Source organism: Agrobacterium sp. 33MFTa1.1 (genome assembly GCF_004328495.1).
Taxonomy (GTDB): Bacteria; Pseudomonadota; Alphaproteobacteria; order Rhizobiales; family Rhizobiaceae; genus Agrobacterium; species Agrobacterium pusense.
In genome coordinates this window covers 2,726,665-2,742,327 of the sequence record NZ_CP036358.1, presented here as the reverse complement: position 1 = coordinate 2,742,327, position 15,663 = coordinate 2,726,665, and the positions used below count along the sequence as shown (strand labels likewise).

At 58.3% G+C, this 15,663-nt stretch carries 16 protein-coding genes; 13 read left to right on the top strand and 3 right to left on the bottom strand.

Annotation, left to right across the window (positions count from 1 at the left end):
- Positions 1–66 precede the first annotated feature (66 nt).
- From queG to guaA, 12 genes are all read left to right on the top strand, one after another.
- Positions 67–1,218 (top strand): tRNA epoxyqueuosine(34) reductase QueG, encoded by a 1,152-nt coding sequence (queG, locus tag EYD00_RS13670; protein WP_034496335.1) that lies wholly within the window; start codon positions 67–69, stop codon positions 1,216–1,218.
- A 3-nt stretch (positions 1,219–1,221) separates the two neighbouring features.
- Entirely contained in the window at positions 1,222–2,094 is an 873-nt protein-coding gene (locus EYD00_RS13665) for an SDR family oxidoreductase (RefSeq protein ID WP_004439456.1), read from the top strand.
- A gap of 428 nt (positions 2,095–2,522) precedes the next feature.
- Entirely contained in the window at positions 2,523–2,888 is a 366-nt protein-coding gene (locus tag EYD00_RS13660) for a septal ring lytic transglycosylase RlpA family protein (RefSeq protein ID WP_004439454.1), read from the top strand.
- Positions 2,889–2,949: 61 nt separating this feature from the next.
- Entirely contained in the window at positions 2,950–4,239 is a 1,290-nt protein-coding gene (locus EYD00_RS13655; protein ID WP_004439451.1) for an RsmB/NOP family class I SAM-dependent RNA methyltransferase, read from the top strand.
- 154 nt (positions 4,240–4,393) lie between these two features.
- A complete protein-coding gene (locus tag EYD00_RS13650) occupies positions 4,394–5,671 on the top strand; it encodes an imelysin family protein (protein ID WP_004439448.1) in 1,278 nt (425 codons plus the stop codon).
- A gap of 61 nt (positions 5,672–5,732) precedes the next feature.
- On the top strand, positions 5,733–7,256 hold the full coding sequence (locus EYD00_RS13645; RefSeq protein ID WP_034496336.1) for a di-heme oxidoreductase family protein: 1,524 nt from the start codon (positions 5,733–5,735) through the stop codon (positions 7,254–7,256).
- Positions 7,256–8,377 (top strand): imelysin family protein, encoded by a 1,122-nt coding sequence (locus EYD00_RS13640; RefSeq protein ID WP_034496120.1) that lies wholly within the window; start codon positions 7,256–7,258, stop codon positions 8,375–8,377. The genes EYD00_RS13645 and EYD00_RS13640 overlap by 1 nt, the downstream gene beginning before the upstream one ends.
- Before the next feature lie 4 nt (positions 8,378–8,381).
- Positions 8,382–9,476 carry a DUF1513 domain-containing protein gene (locus EYD00_RS13635; protein WP_004439440.1) on the top strand — a complete coding sequence of 365 codons (1,095 nt, stop codon included), beginning with the start codon at positions 8,382–8,384 and terminating at the stop codon, positions 9,474–9,476.
- Positions 9,477–9,527: 51 nt separating this feature from the next.
- On the top strand, positions 9,528–9,980 hold the full coding sequence (locus EYD00_RS13630; protein WP_004439437.1) for a TspO/MBR family protein: 453 nt from the start codon (positions 9,528–9,530) through the stop codon (positions 9,978–9,980).
- Positions 9,981–10,113: 133 nt separating this feature from the next.
- The gene (locus EYD00_RS13625) at positions 10,114–10,563 is read left to right on the top strand and encodes a PaaI family thioesterase (RefSeq protein ID WP_003520131.1); all 450 of its coding nucleotides are present in this window, start codon (positions 10,114–10,116) and stop codon (positions 10,561–10,563) included.
- Positions 10,560–11,198: a 5'-methylthioadenosine/S-adenosylhomocysteine nucleosidase gene (locus tag EYD00_RS13620; RefSeq protein WP_004439434.1), complete on the top strand. Its 639-nt coding sequence runs from the start codon at positions 10,560–10,562 to the stop codon at positions 11,196–11,198. The genes EYD00_RS13625 and EYD00_RS13620 overlap by 4 nt, the downstream gene beginning before the upstream one ends.
- Before the next feature lie 82 nt (positions 11,199–11,280).
- The gene (guaA, locus tag EYD00_RS13615; protein WP_004439432.1) at positions 11,281–12,858 is read left to right on the top strand and encodes a glutamine-hydrolyzing GMP synthase; all 1,578 of its coding nucleotides are present in this window, start codon (positions 11,281–11,283) and stop codon (positions 12,856–12,858) included.
- Between the two features lie 70 nt (positions 12,859–12,928).
- Here the strand turns inward: guaA and EYD00_RS13610 are convergent, their stop codons facing one another.
- Complete coding sequence (locus tag EYD00_RS13610) at positions 12,929–13,417, bottom strand: hypothetical protein (protein ID WP_004439429.1); 489 nt, start codon at positions 13,415–13,417, stop codon at positions 12,929–12,931.
- Positions 13,418–13,556: 139 nt separating this feature from the next.
- The gene (locus EYD00_RS13605) at positions 13,557–14,135 is read right to left on the bottom strand and encodes a TetR/AcrR family transcriptional regulator (protein WP_004439427.1); all 579 of its coding nucleotides are present in this window, start codon (positions 14,133–14,135) and stop codon (positions 13,557–13,559) included.
- Between the two features lie 417 nt (positions 14,136–14,552).
- On the opposite strand from EYD00_RS13605, the gene EYD00_RS13600 reads away from it, so the two are divergent.
- Positions 14,553–15,269, top strand: coding sequence for a 2'-5' RNA ligase family protein (locus EYD00_RS13600; RefSeq protein ID WP_004439423.1), 717 nt, complete (start codon positions 14,553–14,555; stop codon positions 15,267–15,269).
- 169 nt (positions 15,270–15,438) lie between these two features.
- Here EYD00_RS13600 and EYD00_RS25920 read toward each other — a convergent pair whose 3' ends face one another.
- Complete coding sequence (locus EYD00_RS25920) at positions 15,439–15,606, bottom strand: hypothetical protein (RefSeq protein WP_003503889.1); 168 nt, start codon at positions 15,604–15,606, stop codon at positions 15,439–15,441.
- Positions 15,607–15,663: the final 57 nt, after the last annotated feature.

Here is a 15,663-nt window from a genome sequence, read left to right as displayed (position 1 = left end):
GGTTGTTTGCTGCGGCCCGGGACTGCGCCTATATATGACGCGCAACAACCCGCAGGAGAGACTACCATCGACGTTGCCGACGAGAAGCAGCGGATACGCGCGCGCAAACTGACGGATTTCATTCGTCACGAAGCCCTTTCGCTTGGCTTCGATCTATGTCGCGTTACAGCGCCGGACAGCATTCCGCTCGCACCGGAACGGCTGAGAGAATTTCTCGGCAAAGGTTATCACGGCACGATGGCGTGGATGGAAGAAACCGAGGCCCGGCGGGCGGAGCCGAAAACGCTGTGGAGCGATGTACGCTCCATCGTCATGTTCGGCCTCAATTATGGTCCCGACGAAGACCCGCGCAATCTGCTCTCGAGACCGGACAAGGCGGCCATTTCGGTCTATGCCCGCAATCGCGATTACCACGACGTCATCAAGGGGCGGCTGAAGGAAATCGCCACGCGCTTTGCCGCACGCGCCGGCGAGGATGTGAAGGTCTTCGTCGACACCGCCCCTGTGATGGAAAAACCGCTCGCCGCCGCCGCCGGTCTCGGCTGGCAGGGCAAACACACGAACCTCGTCAGCCGCAGCCATGGTTCCTGGCTGTTCCTCGGCAGCATGTTCACCACCGCTGATCTTTGTCTCGATGAGGCCGAGAAGGATCATTGCGGCTCCTGCCGGGCCTGTCTTGATGCCTGTCCAACGGCGGCCTTTCCCGCCCCCTATCAACTCGACGCCCGTCGCTGCATCTCCTATCTCACCATCGAACACAAGGGGCCAATTCCGCATGAGTTCCGGCCGATGATGGGCAATCGCATCTACGGCTGTGACGATTGCCTCGCCGCCTGCCCATGGAACAAGTTCGCGGCCAGCGCCTCGGAAATGAAATTGCAGGCGCGCGAGGATCTGAAAGAACCGTCCATCGATTTCCTCCTGACATTGGATGATGCTGCCTTCCGCAGCTTTTTCAGTGGCTCTCCCGTCAAACGCATCGGCCGTAGCCGATTTATCCGCAATGTGCTGATTGCGGCCGGCAACTCCGGAAACCGGCAGTTCGTGGAACGATGCAAGGCTCTTGCCGAAATGGACCCTTCGCCGGAGGTACGCGGCATGGCCGCGTGGGCTTTATCGCGGCTTATGGACAGGCAGGAATTCCGTACATACTCTGCCACGCGCGCACCGGAGACTGATCCGGAGGCGGAAATGGAATGGCAATTGGCAGAGGCGTGAACCATGCATGTGATGATTTTTGGCGCGGGTTATTCGGGGAAAGCCATTGCCTACGCGCTGAAATCCCAAGCAGCAGGGATCTCCGGCACCACGCGCAGTCAGGACAAATTCTCTGGCCTCGCCAGCGCACAGATGACGCCCTTGCTCTTTGACGGCGTCCAGCTCAATGATGAGCTCGTCGCTGCAATGGACAATGTCACGCATCTCATACAATCCGTCGCGCCGGGCAAGGATGGCGATCCTCTCCTTCCGCTTCTGGGCGGCGACTTGAAAAAGCTCCTGCCCAATCTGGCATGGATCGCTTATCTTTCTACCGTGGGTGTTTATGGCGACCACGGCGGCGCTTGGGTGGACGAGACAACACCCTGCCGCCCCGTTTCCCCACGTTCTGTGGAGCGGGTAGCGGCTGAGGCCGCATGGACTGAAGCGGCCCGCGACGCCGACGCGCCGCTTTCCATCCTGCGTCTATCCGGAATTTATGGCCCGGGGCGCAATGCCTTCATGAATTTCGAGAAGGGAACGGCGCGGCGGCTGGTGAAGAAGGACCAGGTATTCAATCGCATCCGCGTGGAGGATATCGGCGCGGCGGTTGCCTTCCTGGCACAGAAACACGAAGGCGGCATCTTCAACGTGACCGATGATGAACCCTGCCCCCCGCAGGATGTGGTAAGCTTCGCGGCAGCGCTGATGGGAGTGGAACCACCACCCGAACAGGCCTTTGAAACTGCCGATCTAACACCGATGGCGCGCTCTTTTTATGGCGAGAACAAGCGCGTTTCCAACGCCAGAATTCGCGATCTGGGCTTCGATTTTCGCTTCCCGGAGTACAGGGCCTCGCTTCGACAATTATGGGAAAACGGCCTCTGGCGAGGCTGAAAAATGCCATCTCCAAAAGCGATGAAAAATCCTTCCAATCCCGCTTTTGCGGATGGTTTTCGTCTTATTTCAGCCAATTAGGATTTTATTAACCAAGCCGAAATCACTAAAATCGTAGTCATTAGAAAAATATTTCACTCACATTTCGTGAAGTGGATTCACGAAGCCGTGACTTGCAACAACATTCCCATTGAGCATTGATTCTTCGTTATTTTTTCCGCTTCTTCAAACGGGCGCGGCAATGGCAGCTTCCGGCCGATGATCACGAATGTTACGGTCTGTAACAGTTCGTGATTTGAGATCAGCTTTTTTTCGCCATTTTTCCCTCGCCCTACAATCTCGCATCAAAAGGCGTTCAGGCCAGTTCATGGCCGTTTAGCAAGGGCACAATCAATCGGCGCGGGGCCGATTTTCAGGGAAGCACTGTTTTGAATATCCGTCGTATAACTTTCACCGCTGCAACTATCGCCGCCTGTTCCATCATCGCGCCTCTTCAGGCGAATGCGGCAAATGGTTGTGGAGGCGCATCGTGGTATGCGTTGACCTCCAAGACTGCTTCTGGCGAGCGTATGAACGCCGCCAACCTGACCGCCGCCCACCGCTCCCTGCGGTTCGGCACCAAGGTCAAGGTTACCAACGCGCGCAACGGCAAGGCCGTCGTCGTTCGCATCAATGATCGCGGGCCATTTATCAAGGGTCGCGTTCTCGATCTTTCCAAGGCTGCGGCCAAAAACATCGGCATGATCAACTCCGGCACTGCCAAGGTCTGCTACGAGGTCGTCAAAGCCGATTGAGCCTTGCCCTCGCCGCCATTCGCGTCTACCAACCGGACTTGTCAGGAAAACGAGGTAGACAATGCGATTAGGCGGGCGTTTGGCCGGAGCAATCGAAGTATTGGCGGATATTGAGGGACGCAGGCGTCCCGTCGCCGATGCTCTGAAGGACTGGGGCCTTGCCCATCGTTTCGCCGGGTCGGGCGACAGGGCCGCGATCGGCAACATTGTCTATGATGCGTTGCGCATGAAACTGTCGCACGCCTGGCTGATGGATGACGACAGCGCCACCTCACTCGGCTACGCTGTTCTGCTGCGTCAATGGGGCAAGAGCTTCACGGAACTGGCAGCGGAATTCGATGGTGACAAATTCGCGCCTGCCGCACCGGACGCTGAAAGACAGCAGGCATTTCTCTCCCGTTCCCTCGCCGAGGCGCCGGCCCATGTTCAGGGCGACATTCCCGATTGGGTGCAATCTTCCTTCGAGACCGCATTCGGGGAGCGCTGGCTGACTGAGGCTCAGGCGCTCAATGAGCGCCCTACTCTCGATCTGCGTGCCAACACCTTGAAGGCGACCCGTGAAAAGGTTTTGAAGGTTCTTGAGGAAAGCGGCGCGGAGGCCACGCACATCGCCCGTCAGGGTGTTCGCATTGCCGCAGGCGAAGGCCCATCCCGCCTGCCGAACGTCACCGCCGAACTCTCCTTTCAGAAGGGCTGGTTCGAAGTGCAGGACGAGGGGTCGCAGATCGTCGCCGATCTCGCCGGCGCGCATGAGGGTGATCAGATCCTCGATTATTGCGCAGGCGGCGGCGGCAAGACGCTGGCCATGGCTGCCAGCATGAACAACAAGGGTCAGGTCCACGCCTTCGACGCCGACCGCAAGCGCCTTGCGCCGATCATCGAACGGCTGAAGCGGGCCGGCACGCGTAATGTGCAGGTTCATGACCGCGCATCGGGCCTCACGCCGTTTCAGGAAAAATTCGACCGCGTTCTCGTCGATGCCCCCTGCACCGGAACCGGAACATGGCGGCGGCGCCCCGACACCAAATGGCGGCTGACCGCGCGCAATCTGGAAGAGCGCGTGCAACAGCAGGGCGAGGCACTTTCGCAGGCCAAGGGATTCGTGCGCCCGGGCGGAGAGCTGCTCTATGTAACCTGTTCGGTGCTTCCCGAAGAAAACGAACAGCAGGTCCGTCGCTTCTGTGAGCAAAATCCAGATTTTGCCATTGGTTCGGCGTTGGAGCGGTGGCAAACGACTTTCGGCAGCAATGCCAGCAAACCACATTCTTCCGACGGCAAGACAGTGACGCTCACGCCTGCAACCACAGATACGGACGGTTTCTTCTTCTGCCTGATGAAACGCAGAGCATAAAAGCATTTTGCATCCAGGGATTTTACCTGGGAAATACAGCACGGGCTTGTTTCAAAGCATTCTAAACTAGAATGTTTGACACAAGTTTGTGATTGGGTCAGAACTCGCTTGCCGCAGCGTGAAGTTATTTCATGCCTGCTCAAGGAGAGGGATCATGATCCGCAAAACCATTCTCAGCGCTTCTTTCGCGCTTCTTGCCGCATCGGCGGCTTTCATCGCGGTTCCTGCAAAGGCTGCCACCGACGCGGCCGCTGTTGTCAAGCACTATGCTGATGTCGCACATGCGAAATACGAGGATTCGCTGATCACAGCGAAGGCGCTGGATAAGGCCGTCGACGCATTGATCGCCACACCGAGCGAAGAATCGCTAAAGGCCGCGCGGGAAGCCTGGATCAAGGCACGTGTTCCCTATCAACAGTCGGAAGTCTATCGTTTCGGCAACCCGATCGTTGACGATTGGGAAGGCAAGGTGAACGCCTGGCCGCTGGACGAAGGCCTGATCGACTACGTCGACGGTGCCTATGGTACGGAAAGCGACGAAAACGAGCTTTATGTTGCGAATATCATCGCCAACCCGAAGATCAAGATCAGTGGTGAAGAGGTCGACGCCTCCAAGATCACCCCGGAACTCATCGAAAGCCTGCACGAGGCGGGCGATGTCGAAGCCAATGTGACGACCGGTTACCACGCCATCGAATTCCTGCTCTGGGGCCAGGATCTGAACGGCACCGGGCCGGGCGCAGGCAACCGCCCTTACACCGATTACGACAAGGCGAAATGCACGAACGGCAATTGCGATCGCCGTGCCGATTATCTGAAATCCGCCTCCACCCTGCTGATCAAGGATCTGCAGGAGATGGTCGACGCCTGGGCGCCGGAAGGCGAAGCAACCAAAACGCTGGAAGGCGATCCGAAGGCAGGCCTCACCGCCATTCTCACCGGCATGGGCTCGCTCTCCTATGGTGAATTGGCCGGCGAACGCATGAAACTTGGCCTTTTGCTGCACGATCCGGAAGAGGAGCATGATTGCTTCTCCGACAATACCTATAATTCGCATCTCAACGACGCGATCGGCATCGCCTCGGCCTATACCGGCGACTATACCCGTGTGGACGGAACGAAGATGACTGGCGCGTCGCTCTCGGAACTGGTCGGCGCCAAAGACAAGGCGTTGAACGACGAGATGCTGGCGAAGCTGGACAAGACGCTCAATGCCATGCACGCGATGGAAAAGCGCGCTCAGACGGTTGAGGCCTACGATCAGATGATTGGCGAGGGCAACAAGGAAGGCAACGCCGTGGTTCAGGCCGCCATCGATGGCCTCCTCGACCAGACGAAGTCGGTCGAACGCGTCATTGCAGCGCTCGATCTCGGCAAGATCGACCTCGAAGGATCCGACAGCCTCGATAATCCGAACGCCGTTTTCAAATAAACGGCAAGAACGGGCCGCAGGGAGACTGCGGCCTGTTGCTCCCCGCACGCGTTTGACTTTCATGGAAATGTCTCTGTCGCCGATCCGTAGGCCGTTCTTATTCGCCGGGGCAGCCTGTCTTTTGGCGACGGCGACGCTTGCCGCATCCTTGCGTGACGATCTGACGGAAAATGACAGAAACCGCGTTCTTGCCGTAACCGCTCCGGCGATCGATTTTACCGACCCGGAGCCTTTCGAGGCCATGTCTGGCGGGGCGTCGACCAATACCAACAGAACTGACAGCAACGCGTTTTCCCATCCGTCAGCCACCATGCCCCCGAAGCGGAGGCAGGATTTTAAGCTCGGCAACGCGCTGTTTCAGAAATTGTGGGTCTCTTCTCCTTCTTCCACGCAGGCTTCAGACGGTTTGGGGCCGCTCTTCAACGCCCGATCCTGCCAGACGTGCCATGTGAAGGATGGCAGGGGCCGTCTGCCTCTTGCCGGCGAAGACGCCGTCTCCCTGTTTCTACGGCTGGCAAGGCCGGCTCGAGACGAGGCGGAACGGACGGCGATCGCGCGCCATGAAGTGTTGAACTTTCCTGACGACACTTATGGACGTCAGCTTCAGAATCTTGCCATTCCCGGCCTTGAGGCCGAGGGCAAGGCTGTCATCACCTATACGGAAAAGCGGGTGTCCCTGGCGGATGGCGAGATGGTGACGTTGCGACAGCCTGATTATGCCGTGGCAGAGTTGAAATATGGCCCGCTCGGCGCCGATACTTCGCTGTCAGCACGCATTGCCATGCCGACCCTTGGGCTTGGCTTGATAGAAGCTATCAGCGACACCGATATTCTGGCCAACGCCGATCCGGACGACAAGAATGGGGACGGCATTCAAGGGCGTCCCGCTTGGGTCAAGGATCATCGCACCGGCGAAACGAAAATCGGGAGGTTTGGTTGGAAAGCTCAGAACGCGAGCGTACGCGACCAGAGCGCAAGCGCTTTCTCCCACGATATCGGCATCTCCACACCGGATGCGCCGAATGCCTATGGCGACTGTACCGACAGGCAGAAAAAATGTCTCGCCATGCCAACGGGCGTGCAACCGCGGCTCGGGCCAGTGGAGGCGCCGGATCAGGTTCTCGATCTCGTGACCTTCTACACTGAAAACCTCGCCGTGCCGCAACGGCGTGATGTCGGTGAGCCGATGGTGCTGCGGGGCAAGCAACTCTTTTACGCCTCGGGCTGCACGGCCTGCCACACCCCAAAATTCGTCACCCGACGCGATGCCGCCGATCCGATGCATGCGTTTCAGCTTATCTGGCCCTATTCCGATTTTCTGCTGCATGACATGGGAGAGGAGCTTGCCGATGGCCAACAGGTGGGCGAAGCAAGCGGACGACACTGGCGGACCCAGCCTCTCTGGGGCATAGGTCTGACAGAACGCGTGAATGGCAATGGTTTTTACCTACATGACGGGCGCGCACGCAGCGTGACGGAAGCGATATTATGGCATGGCGGCGAAGGGCAGAAAGCGCGCGACGCCTTTGCCGTCTTGAAAAAATCCGACCGGCAGGCTTTGCTGGCCTTTCTGGAGTCTCTTTAATGAAAAAAGCCATGCGAAAAATCTCCGGCCTCATATCCATGCTGATGCTTTTGACCACACAGCCGGCCATGGCCCAGGATGTGGAACTGATGCCGCCGCCACCGCTCAACCCCGCACAGGTGCGCGGCGTCATGGAAAAGGCAGTGACCGGCTTCATCCGACCCGGCTACGACCACTTCCGACGCTCCGCAGAGACGCTGGAGGACAGCATGAAGGCTTTCTGCGCGGCGCCTTCTGCTACGACGGAGAAGACGGCGAAGGACGCCTTTGCCGATACCGTCTCAAGCTGGTCGACCATCGAGATCGTGCGTATCGGCCCTGTCATCGAACAGAACCGTTTCGAGCGCGTCCTTTATTATCCCGACAAGAAGGGGCTCGGGCTGAAACAGGTTCAGCGTTACCTTTCCGACAAGGATGAAAGCGTTACAACCGCTGAAGGCCTGAGTGGCAAGAGCGTTGCCGCACAGGGGCTTGGTGCTCTGGAATTCATTCTCTACGGCACCGGCGCGGACGAACTTCTTGATAAGAAGGGCGATTTCCGCTGCCGTTTCGGAGCCGCCATTGCCGGCAATATCGCCGATGTCGCGGCAGAGCTTTCCGATAGCTGGAACGCGGCCGATGGCGCACAGAAAAACTGGACGCAGCCGGGGCCTGATAACCCCGTCTTCCGCGACGAACGAGAGGCGCTGGTTGCCCTGCTCGGCATTCTGGTGCACGGCGCCGAGGCGATCCGCGACCAGCGGATCGAGACCTTTTACAAGGGGCCGGACAAGGCGACGTTTCCCCGCACCGCCATTTACTGGCGGTCTGGCCTGACATGGAGAAGCATCTCCACAAACATCAAGGCCATTCAGACACTGCTGCATACCGCCGATATGGCCGAACTCGTCCCCCCCGACCAACGCTCCATCGTAAATTCCATCGACTTCATCGCCAAATCGATGATCCGCGTGGCCGGGACAATCGATACAGATGTGCAAAAGGCGCTGGATCAGGACGATCAGCGCGCGAAGGTGGATTATCTTCTGCTGAACGGCAAAGACCTTATCTACAGATTAAACGATCAATATGGCGGCGCGATTGGCCTCAGTTCCGGCTTCTCTTTCGCCGATGGGGATTGAGCCGATGATCTCCGGCACCAGGCGGACACTGATAGATCGGCGCAGCTTCATCAAAGCGGCGGGAGTTTCCTTCCTCACCGCCTTGGCTCCCCGTTCACTTTATGCGCTTGAGCGGACAGACGCGGTCTTTGCTTCTGCCTTCCGCGCCCGTGACGGGTCCTACGGCATTGCGACGGTGAGCGAGGGCGGCGAGATCATCGACCGCGTCACGCTTCCTGCCCGCGCCCATGGAATGGCGACGAGCCGCGCGACCGGCATGACCGTGGCCTTTGCCCGCCGGCCGGGGACATTCTTTATGGCCTTCGACCCCGGGGGGCATCGCGAACCGATCGTGATGCACACGCCGGAAAACCGCCATTTCTACGGTCATGGACAGTTTTCGCCAGATGGGTCGATCCTCTATGCCAGCGAAAACGACTTCGACGGCAATCGTGGCGTCATCGGGCTCTATGACGCCAGAAACGGCTTCATACGCATCGGCGAATACGACGCGCATGGCGTCGGCACGCATGACATGACAATGAGCGACGACGGGCGAACGATCATCATCGCAAATGGTGGTATCGAAACCCATCCGGATTTCGGCCGCACCAAGCTCAACGTCGACAGGATGCAACCTTCTCTCGTGCTGCTGGACGCAGCAACCGGCCATTTGATTCAGAAACACGCGATGCCGAACGGACTGCGGCAGCTATCCACACGTCATGTCGATATCGGGGATGACGGGCGCATCTGGTTCGCCTGCCAGTATGAAGGACCGCGCAACGATCTTCCGCCACTTGTCGGCCATTTCTCTAGGGGTGAGGATGTAACATTTGTGGATCTACCGGAAGAAACAACGGTCCGCCTTGCCAATTATGTGGGTGCCATCGCCGTCAACCGACGCGATCAGCTGGTTGGCCTGACCTCGCCCAACGGCAACGCCGCCGTGACGCTGGATGCAAAAACCGGGCGTGTGGTTTCCGAGACGACAGTGCGGGACGCGGCAGGTGTTGCGCCCGCCTTAAGAGGCATCGCGGTTTCGTCCTATCAGGGGTTTTTCGGAACCCGGCGCAGCGATGTGGCATGGGACCAGCACATCGTGCGGCTATCCAGCTAAAATATTGAAAAAACAGGGGAACAAAAGCCCAGCCGGCGCATTGGACCGATCATGAGAAATCTTGCGATCTATATTGTCTTTGTGGTTGTCGTTGTTGCCGTAGGGGCGTTGATCGGCGTCAACAATGTACCCGGCGAATGGTATCAATCGCTGCAGAAGCCTTTCTTCAATCCGCCCAACTGGATTTTCGGGCCTGTCTGGACCGCGCTTTACGTGCTGATCGGCGTTGCTGGCGCGCGGACATGGATTCGCAGGCCGATGGGAACGCGCATGCGGCTCTGGTTCACCCAGATGGTACTGAACTTTCTGTGGTCGCCGATCTTTTTCGGCATGCAAAGTCCGGCTGGCGCATTGATTGTCATCATCCCGATGCTGATCAGCATCGTCGCCTTTATAGCGCTTTCCTATCGTCGTGACCGCATATCAATGTGGCTTTTCGTACCCTATGCCGTATGGGTCGCCTTTGCGACGGTGCTCAACGCAAGCATCGGCATGCTTAACTAAAGTGCTTGCGCATTTCCAAAGGAAAAGCGCGCTGGATTTTTCCTAATTTCTCTAATTTGCCGCATCGCCCTTGTCTTGCCTGCCGCCCCGCGCCATGTCAGTTTGCGATGAGGCAGAAGCAGGCAGGCAGGCCATGGAGATCACTGATCCCGGCGATTTTCGTCAGCGGATAGAAAGAAGCTTTGCGCGGCAGGGCGTGGTTCAGGCGATTAACGCCGAAATCAGCCGTATCGAACACCGGCTGGTGGAAATCGAACTCCCTTTTCATGAAAAGCTGACGCAGCAGCACGGCATACTGCATGCGGGTGTCATCGCCGCCGGTCTGGATACCGCCTGCACCTATGCCGCCTATACGATCATTGAGCCGGAAGCCTCGCTGCTGACCATCGAGTTCAAGGTGAACCTCATGTCGCCGGGACGCGGCGAGCGGTTTCTGTTTCGCGGCGAGATCATCAAGCCAGGCAATAATCTTATCGTCGCCGATGGCCGCGCCTATGCCCTGTCTGATGGGCCGGCAAAGCTGATCGCCTCAATGACGGGCACGATGATGGTGGTGAAAGGACGCGAGGATATTACCGGATGAGCTACCGGCCTATGCATGTCGCGGATAAATCAATCCTCTTCGTCATGGCGGCTTCCGCCGAATACGGTCCCCACCTGCAGGCACGCATCACACCGCTGATGACCGGTGTTGGACCGGTCGAAGCGGCTATTGCGGTCACGACCGCTCTTGCCGGTCTCGATACGGCGGGCCATCTGCCAGACCTCGTTGTGTCGCTCGGCTCCGCCGGTTCCCGCACGCTCGAACAGACCGCAATCTACCAGGCGGTGTCTGTTTCTTATCGTGACATGGATGCCTCTCCCTTCGGTTTTGCGAAGGGTTGCACACCGTTTCTCGACCTGCCGGCGGAGGTGGCCTTGCCATTGCGGATACCCGATGTTGCCGGGGCGCGGCTTTCCACCGGCGCCAACGTCGTTTCAGGCGAGGCCTATGGGCTGATCGACGCCGATATGGTGGAAATGGAGACATATGCAGTTTTAAGAGCATGCCAGCGTTTCGGTTTACCGCTGATTGGCCTGCGCGGTATTTCCGACGGCAAGGCCGATGTGAAACACGTGAATGACTGGACCGAGTATCTGCACATCATCGACGAAAAACTGGCGGATGCCGTTGACCGGCTCTGTCGCGCTATCGAAGACGGCGCGATAGCCCTCTGAACCTTGCGATTTTCGCGATTTTCTACCGTTTGCCACCCGCTTCCGGGTTGCCTAAAGCCGCCATTTTCTTTAAAGGCTCGCCATGACCCAGATAGCCCATCCCGACAGCATTCTCATCATCGATTTCGGCAGCCAGGTGACGCAGCTGATTGCGCGCCGCATCCGCGAAGCCGGGGTCTATTGCGAAATCCACCCGTTCCAGAATGCCGCAGAGGCGTTTGAGAAACTTCAGCCCAAGGGCGTGATCTTCTCCGGCGGCCCCGCATCTGTCACGGCGGAAGGAAGCCCGCGCGCGCCGCAGGCAGTGTTCGACAGCAAGGTACCGATCCTCGGCATCTGCTATGGCCAGCAGACACTGTGCACACAGCTCGGCGGCGTTGTCGAGGGCGGCCATGCGGCGGAATTCGGCCGCGCCGATATCGACATCAAGAAGGCTAGCCCGCTGTTCGAAGGCTTCTGGGAGCAGGGCAAAAGCTACCCGGTGTGGATGAGCCATGGCGACCGCGTGACGAAGCTGCCGGAAGGCTTTGAGGTCATCGCAACCTCCGAAAACGCACCGTTCGCCATCGCAGCGGACGAGAAGCGCCACTATTACTCCACCATGTTCCATCCGGAAGTGGTGCATACGCCCGATGGCGGCAAGCTGCTGTCAAACTTCGTGCACAAGATCGTTGGTCTGAAATCCGACTGGACGATGGCGGCCTATCGCGCCGAGATGATCCGCAAGATCCGCGAGCAGGTCGGCACCGGCCGGGTGCTCTGTGCACTTTCAGGCGGCGTCGATTCTTCGGTTGCAGCTATTCTCATTCATGAGGCTATCGGCGACCAGCTGACCTGCGTTTACGTCGATCATGGGCTGATGCGGCTTGGGGAAAGCGAACAGGTCGTCGGCATGTTCCGCGACCACTACAATATTCCGCTTGTTCATGTGAACGCATCCGACCTGTTCCTCGGCGAACTCTCCGGCGTTTCCGATCCGGAAGTGAAGCGCAAGACCATCGGCCGTCTGTTCATCGAGGTTTTCGAGGCCGAAGCGGCCAAGATTGCCGCCGATGGCAAGGGTGCTCCGAACTTCCTCGCGCAGGGCACGCTCTACCCCGACGTCATCGAAAGTGTCTCCTTCTCCGGCGGCCCTTCGGTGACCATCAAGAGCCACCACAATGTCGGCGGTCTTCCCGAGCGCATGAACATGCAGCTCGTCGAGCCGCTGCGTGAACTCTTCAAGGATGAAGTGCGCGCTCTTGGCCGCGAACTCGGCCTGCCGGAAAGCTTCATCGGCCGCCATCCCTTCCCCGGTCCGGGTCTTGCGATCCGATGCCCCGGTGCGATTACCCGTGAAAAGCTCGATATTCTGCGTAAAGCGGATGCGATCTACCTCGACGAGATCCGCAAGGCCGGTCTTTACAACACCATCTGGCAGGCTTTCGCCGTGCTGCTGCCGGTCCAGACCGTTGGCGTCATGGGCGACTACCGAACTTATGACTTCGTCTGCGCGCTGCGCGCGGTGACCTCGGTGGACGGCATGACTGCGGATTTCTATCCCTACGACATGAACTTCCTCGGCCGTGCGGCAACCCGCATCATCAACGAAGTGCGCGGCATCAACCGTGTCGTCTACGATGTCACGAGCAAGCCGCCCGGCACGATCGAATGGGAATAGGACCATACTCGATACGGTGAGGTTGCTGCCGCAACGCCACCGTATCTAAGGAAGAAAGACGACGCCGCGACTAGTTCGCGGCGTTTTTGTTTTGTCGGATGAGATAGATCATCTGGGCAGTCAGGCCGACCACGAGGATCGCCAGCAATCCTGCCTGGGCGCCGAGAAGCAGCGGCGATTTCAGGTCTGTCACTATCGGATGACCGTCGGGAACACGGCGCAGAATTTCACTCACCGTCGGGACCATCAACAGAAACGCGGTAATGCTGAGACAGATGGTTTCAATATATCTGGCGATACGCGTTGAACCCAGAACGCGTTCGATACCGTAGCCTGCAAGCAGGAACAGGATGGTCAGGACGCCAACGACGTAGCTGATTGGCTGATGCGACACAAGAAAGACAGTTGCGGCGCCAATCAGCATGGACACAAAGTAGATTGCCCCGGGCGTGGATCGGGGGACGATGCGACCGTAACGGGTAAACATGAAAATGGCCGCGGGAATGGCGGGCAGGCTGCCGAGCGTGTGGATCCAGCCAAGCGAAGAAATACCGAACATGCGAAATTGCCTTTCTCTTCCTGAAAGATGGGGTGGTCCGGAACGCAGATTGTCACCGGCATGTCTGCCAGAGCAGCGTCATTAGTTGATCGGTCGGTCTCGTTTGGGTCATGCGTCGACGCCCCTCGCAAGATGCAGTTCAAGCGGTGATGCGCTCCAGCATCGGGCGGGTTATGGCGCCAAAGCTTGCGGCATCGCCATGTGCGCGCGCTGAGAGCATTGCGCCGTGCATGGTGGCCATGAACATCTCAGCATTGACCCGCGCTGTGCCGGTTAGTGCAAGGCGCCCCTGGGAAGCGCCGCGCTCCAGCACGGCTGTAAGCCAGTCCGAGAGACTCCGAAAATGCGCACGCACCTCGAGAACGACCGCTTCGGGAAGAATCGGTATTTCGCCGGCAAGCAGCGCACAGACGCAGAAGGGGTGGGTTGCATCGGCGATGCAGCGCTCCCAATAGCCGATATAGGCGCGAAGCTGCTCCAGCGGATCTGGAATGTGCTGCTCCAGCGCGGCGATACCGGCTTCGGCCTCGTGCCTGTACTGTGACACCAGTTTCGCGACCAAGTCCGCCTTGCTGGGAAAATGGTGATGGATACTCGCGTTGCGAATGCCGACTACATGGGAAATATCGGCATAGCTAAAACTATTATAGCCCCCTCTCACAATCAGGGTCCGGGCGCACTGGAGAATGTCATCGGCTTTGGTTTTAGAGCTTTTCATGCCTTTACCTACCAACTAGTAGGTAGAATGTCAAACACGTTCTTCGCAGTGAATAAGCCCCGGCGATGGGATCCGGACGAGGATCGACCCCGACGATCACAGGCGGAGAACCATAAAAGAAAGGCATGCCCTCAGCCGTTGCCCCGTCATTGCCTGGCCCCATCGACATATCACTCGCATTGGCTTGTTGGTTGGCCCTGCTTCCCGCCACCTTGGCTAGCGGATTGCTGGTCCTGCGGACCAGCTGGGAAGATCGTCTGCCCTAGACCGAGTTGCCGGGTTATACGGATTGCGTTAGCGAAAGTCCGTATCGGATATTGCCCGGCATATGGTGAAGTTTTGTTCGCTTTTTGTTCTTCCAATTTTCCTCGGCGATGATAATATTGCGGCCTTGAGCAAAGGCCGTGGAGCATCGTCGTGAGTTTCGAGTTGACGGATAATGGAGGGTCAGGGCAGCTTTTCCTCGAAGGCTTCGATCTGGAGAAGCAGCGACGGGTCAATCCGCGATTTGGCAACAAGGTCTTGATCGTGCTGAAGCCGCCGGTGGCCTTGGCGGAAAGAATTTTCACCGATGCATCGTGCCATGCCGCCGGGCGGACGAAGCGGGCGGCCCATCCAGCCGAGCTTCTGCATATCACCCTCCTTTGCGTCGGGTGTTTCGACACCGTGCCTCGCAGTTTCGCAAACCGGCTGAAGGCGGCACTGGGGGAAATAAGGGCGCGTCCCGTTCCGATTACATTCGATGGCAGCTCGCTTTTCGGCAATCGCAGCTGTCTGGCGCTAAGCAGCCGCCGCGAGATGCTGGAGCTCAGAGCATTGGCGAAGATGGTGCAGCGCGCGCTTTGGCGGGCCAATCTGCCCTTTGTTGCCGCATCGTCGTTCACGCCGCATCTCACCGTGGTCTATGGCTGCGGGAAAATCGATATCATGCCTGTTGAAAAACCATATAGCTGGCTGGCGGGCAGCTTCGAACTCATCTTCAGCCATAATGGAGAGACGCGGCACGAATCTCTCGGGCGCTTCCCGCTTTCGGCGAAAGCGGACCGCTATGAGCAGCCGGAAAGTCAATTATATCTGCCGGAAAAAATATTCAGGCCGCAGAAGCGGTCGGCGCACAAGATGGCGGCACGATAACGCTTACGTGAAAAAGCACGGCATACATGCCTAGCATTAGCTGCCAAACTGCTGTTAGACGCAGAGGATGCGCCAACAAAAGCGCAGTTTGTAGCGCCCGCCGAGAACCAGGTGTTCCGGTATCCGGCGCGAGCGAGGCGGTGCCGCCTCGCCGGGAACGATAACCAGCTTAGAGCTGAACCTTGTCGAAAGCCTTGCCATCGATGCCGAGGGCTTCGAGATCGGCACGGGCGGGCTTGCGATGCGCGCGAACAGCGGCCGAAACCGAGAGCGCTGCACCGAGAACGGCGAAAGTTTCACCGAAGAAGTTACGCGATGTCTTTGCAACCTGCCGCATTTTTCTCTCCATCTTTGATGCCCAGATAATGGGCATTTCCGCACCGTTCTACAACTC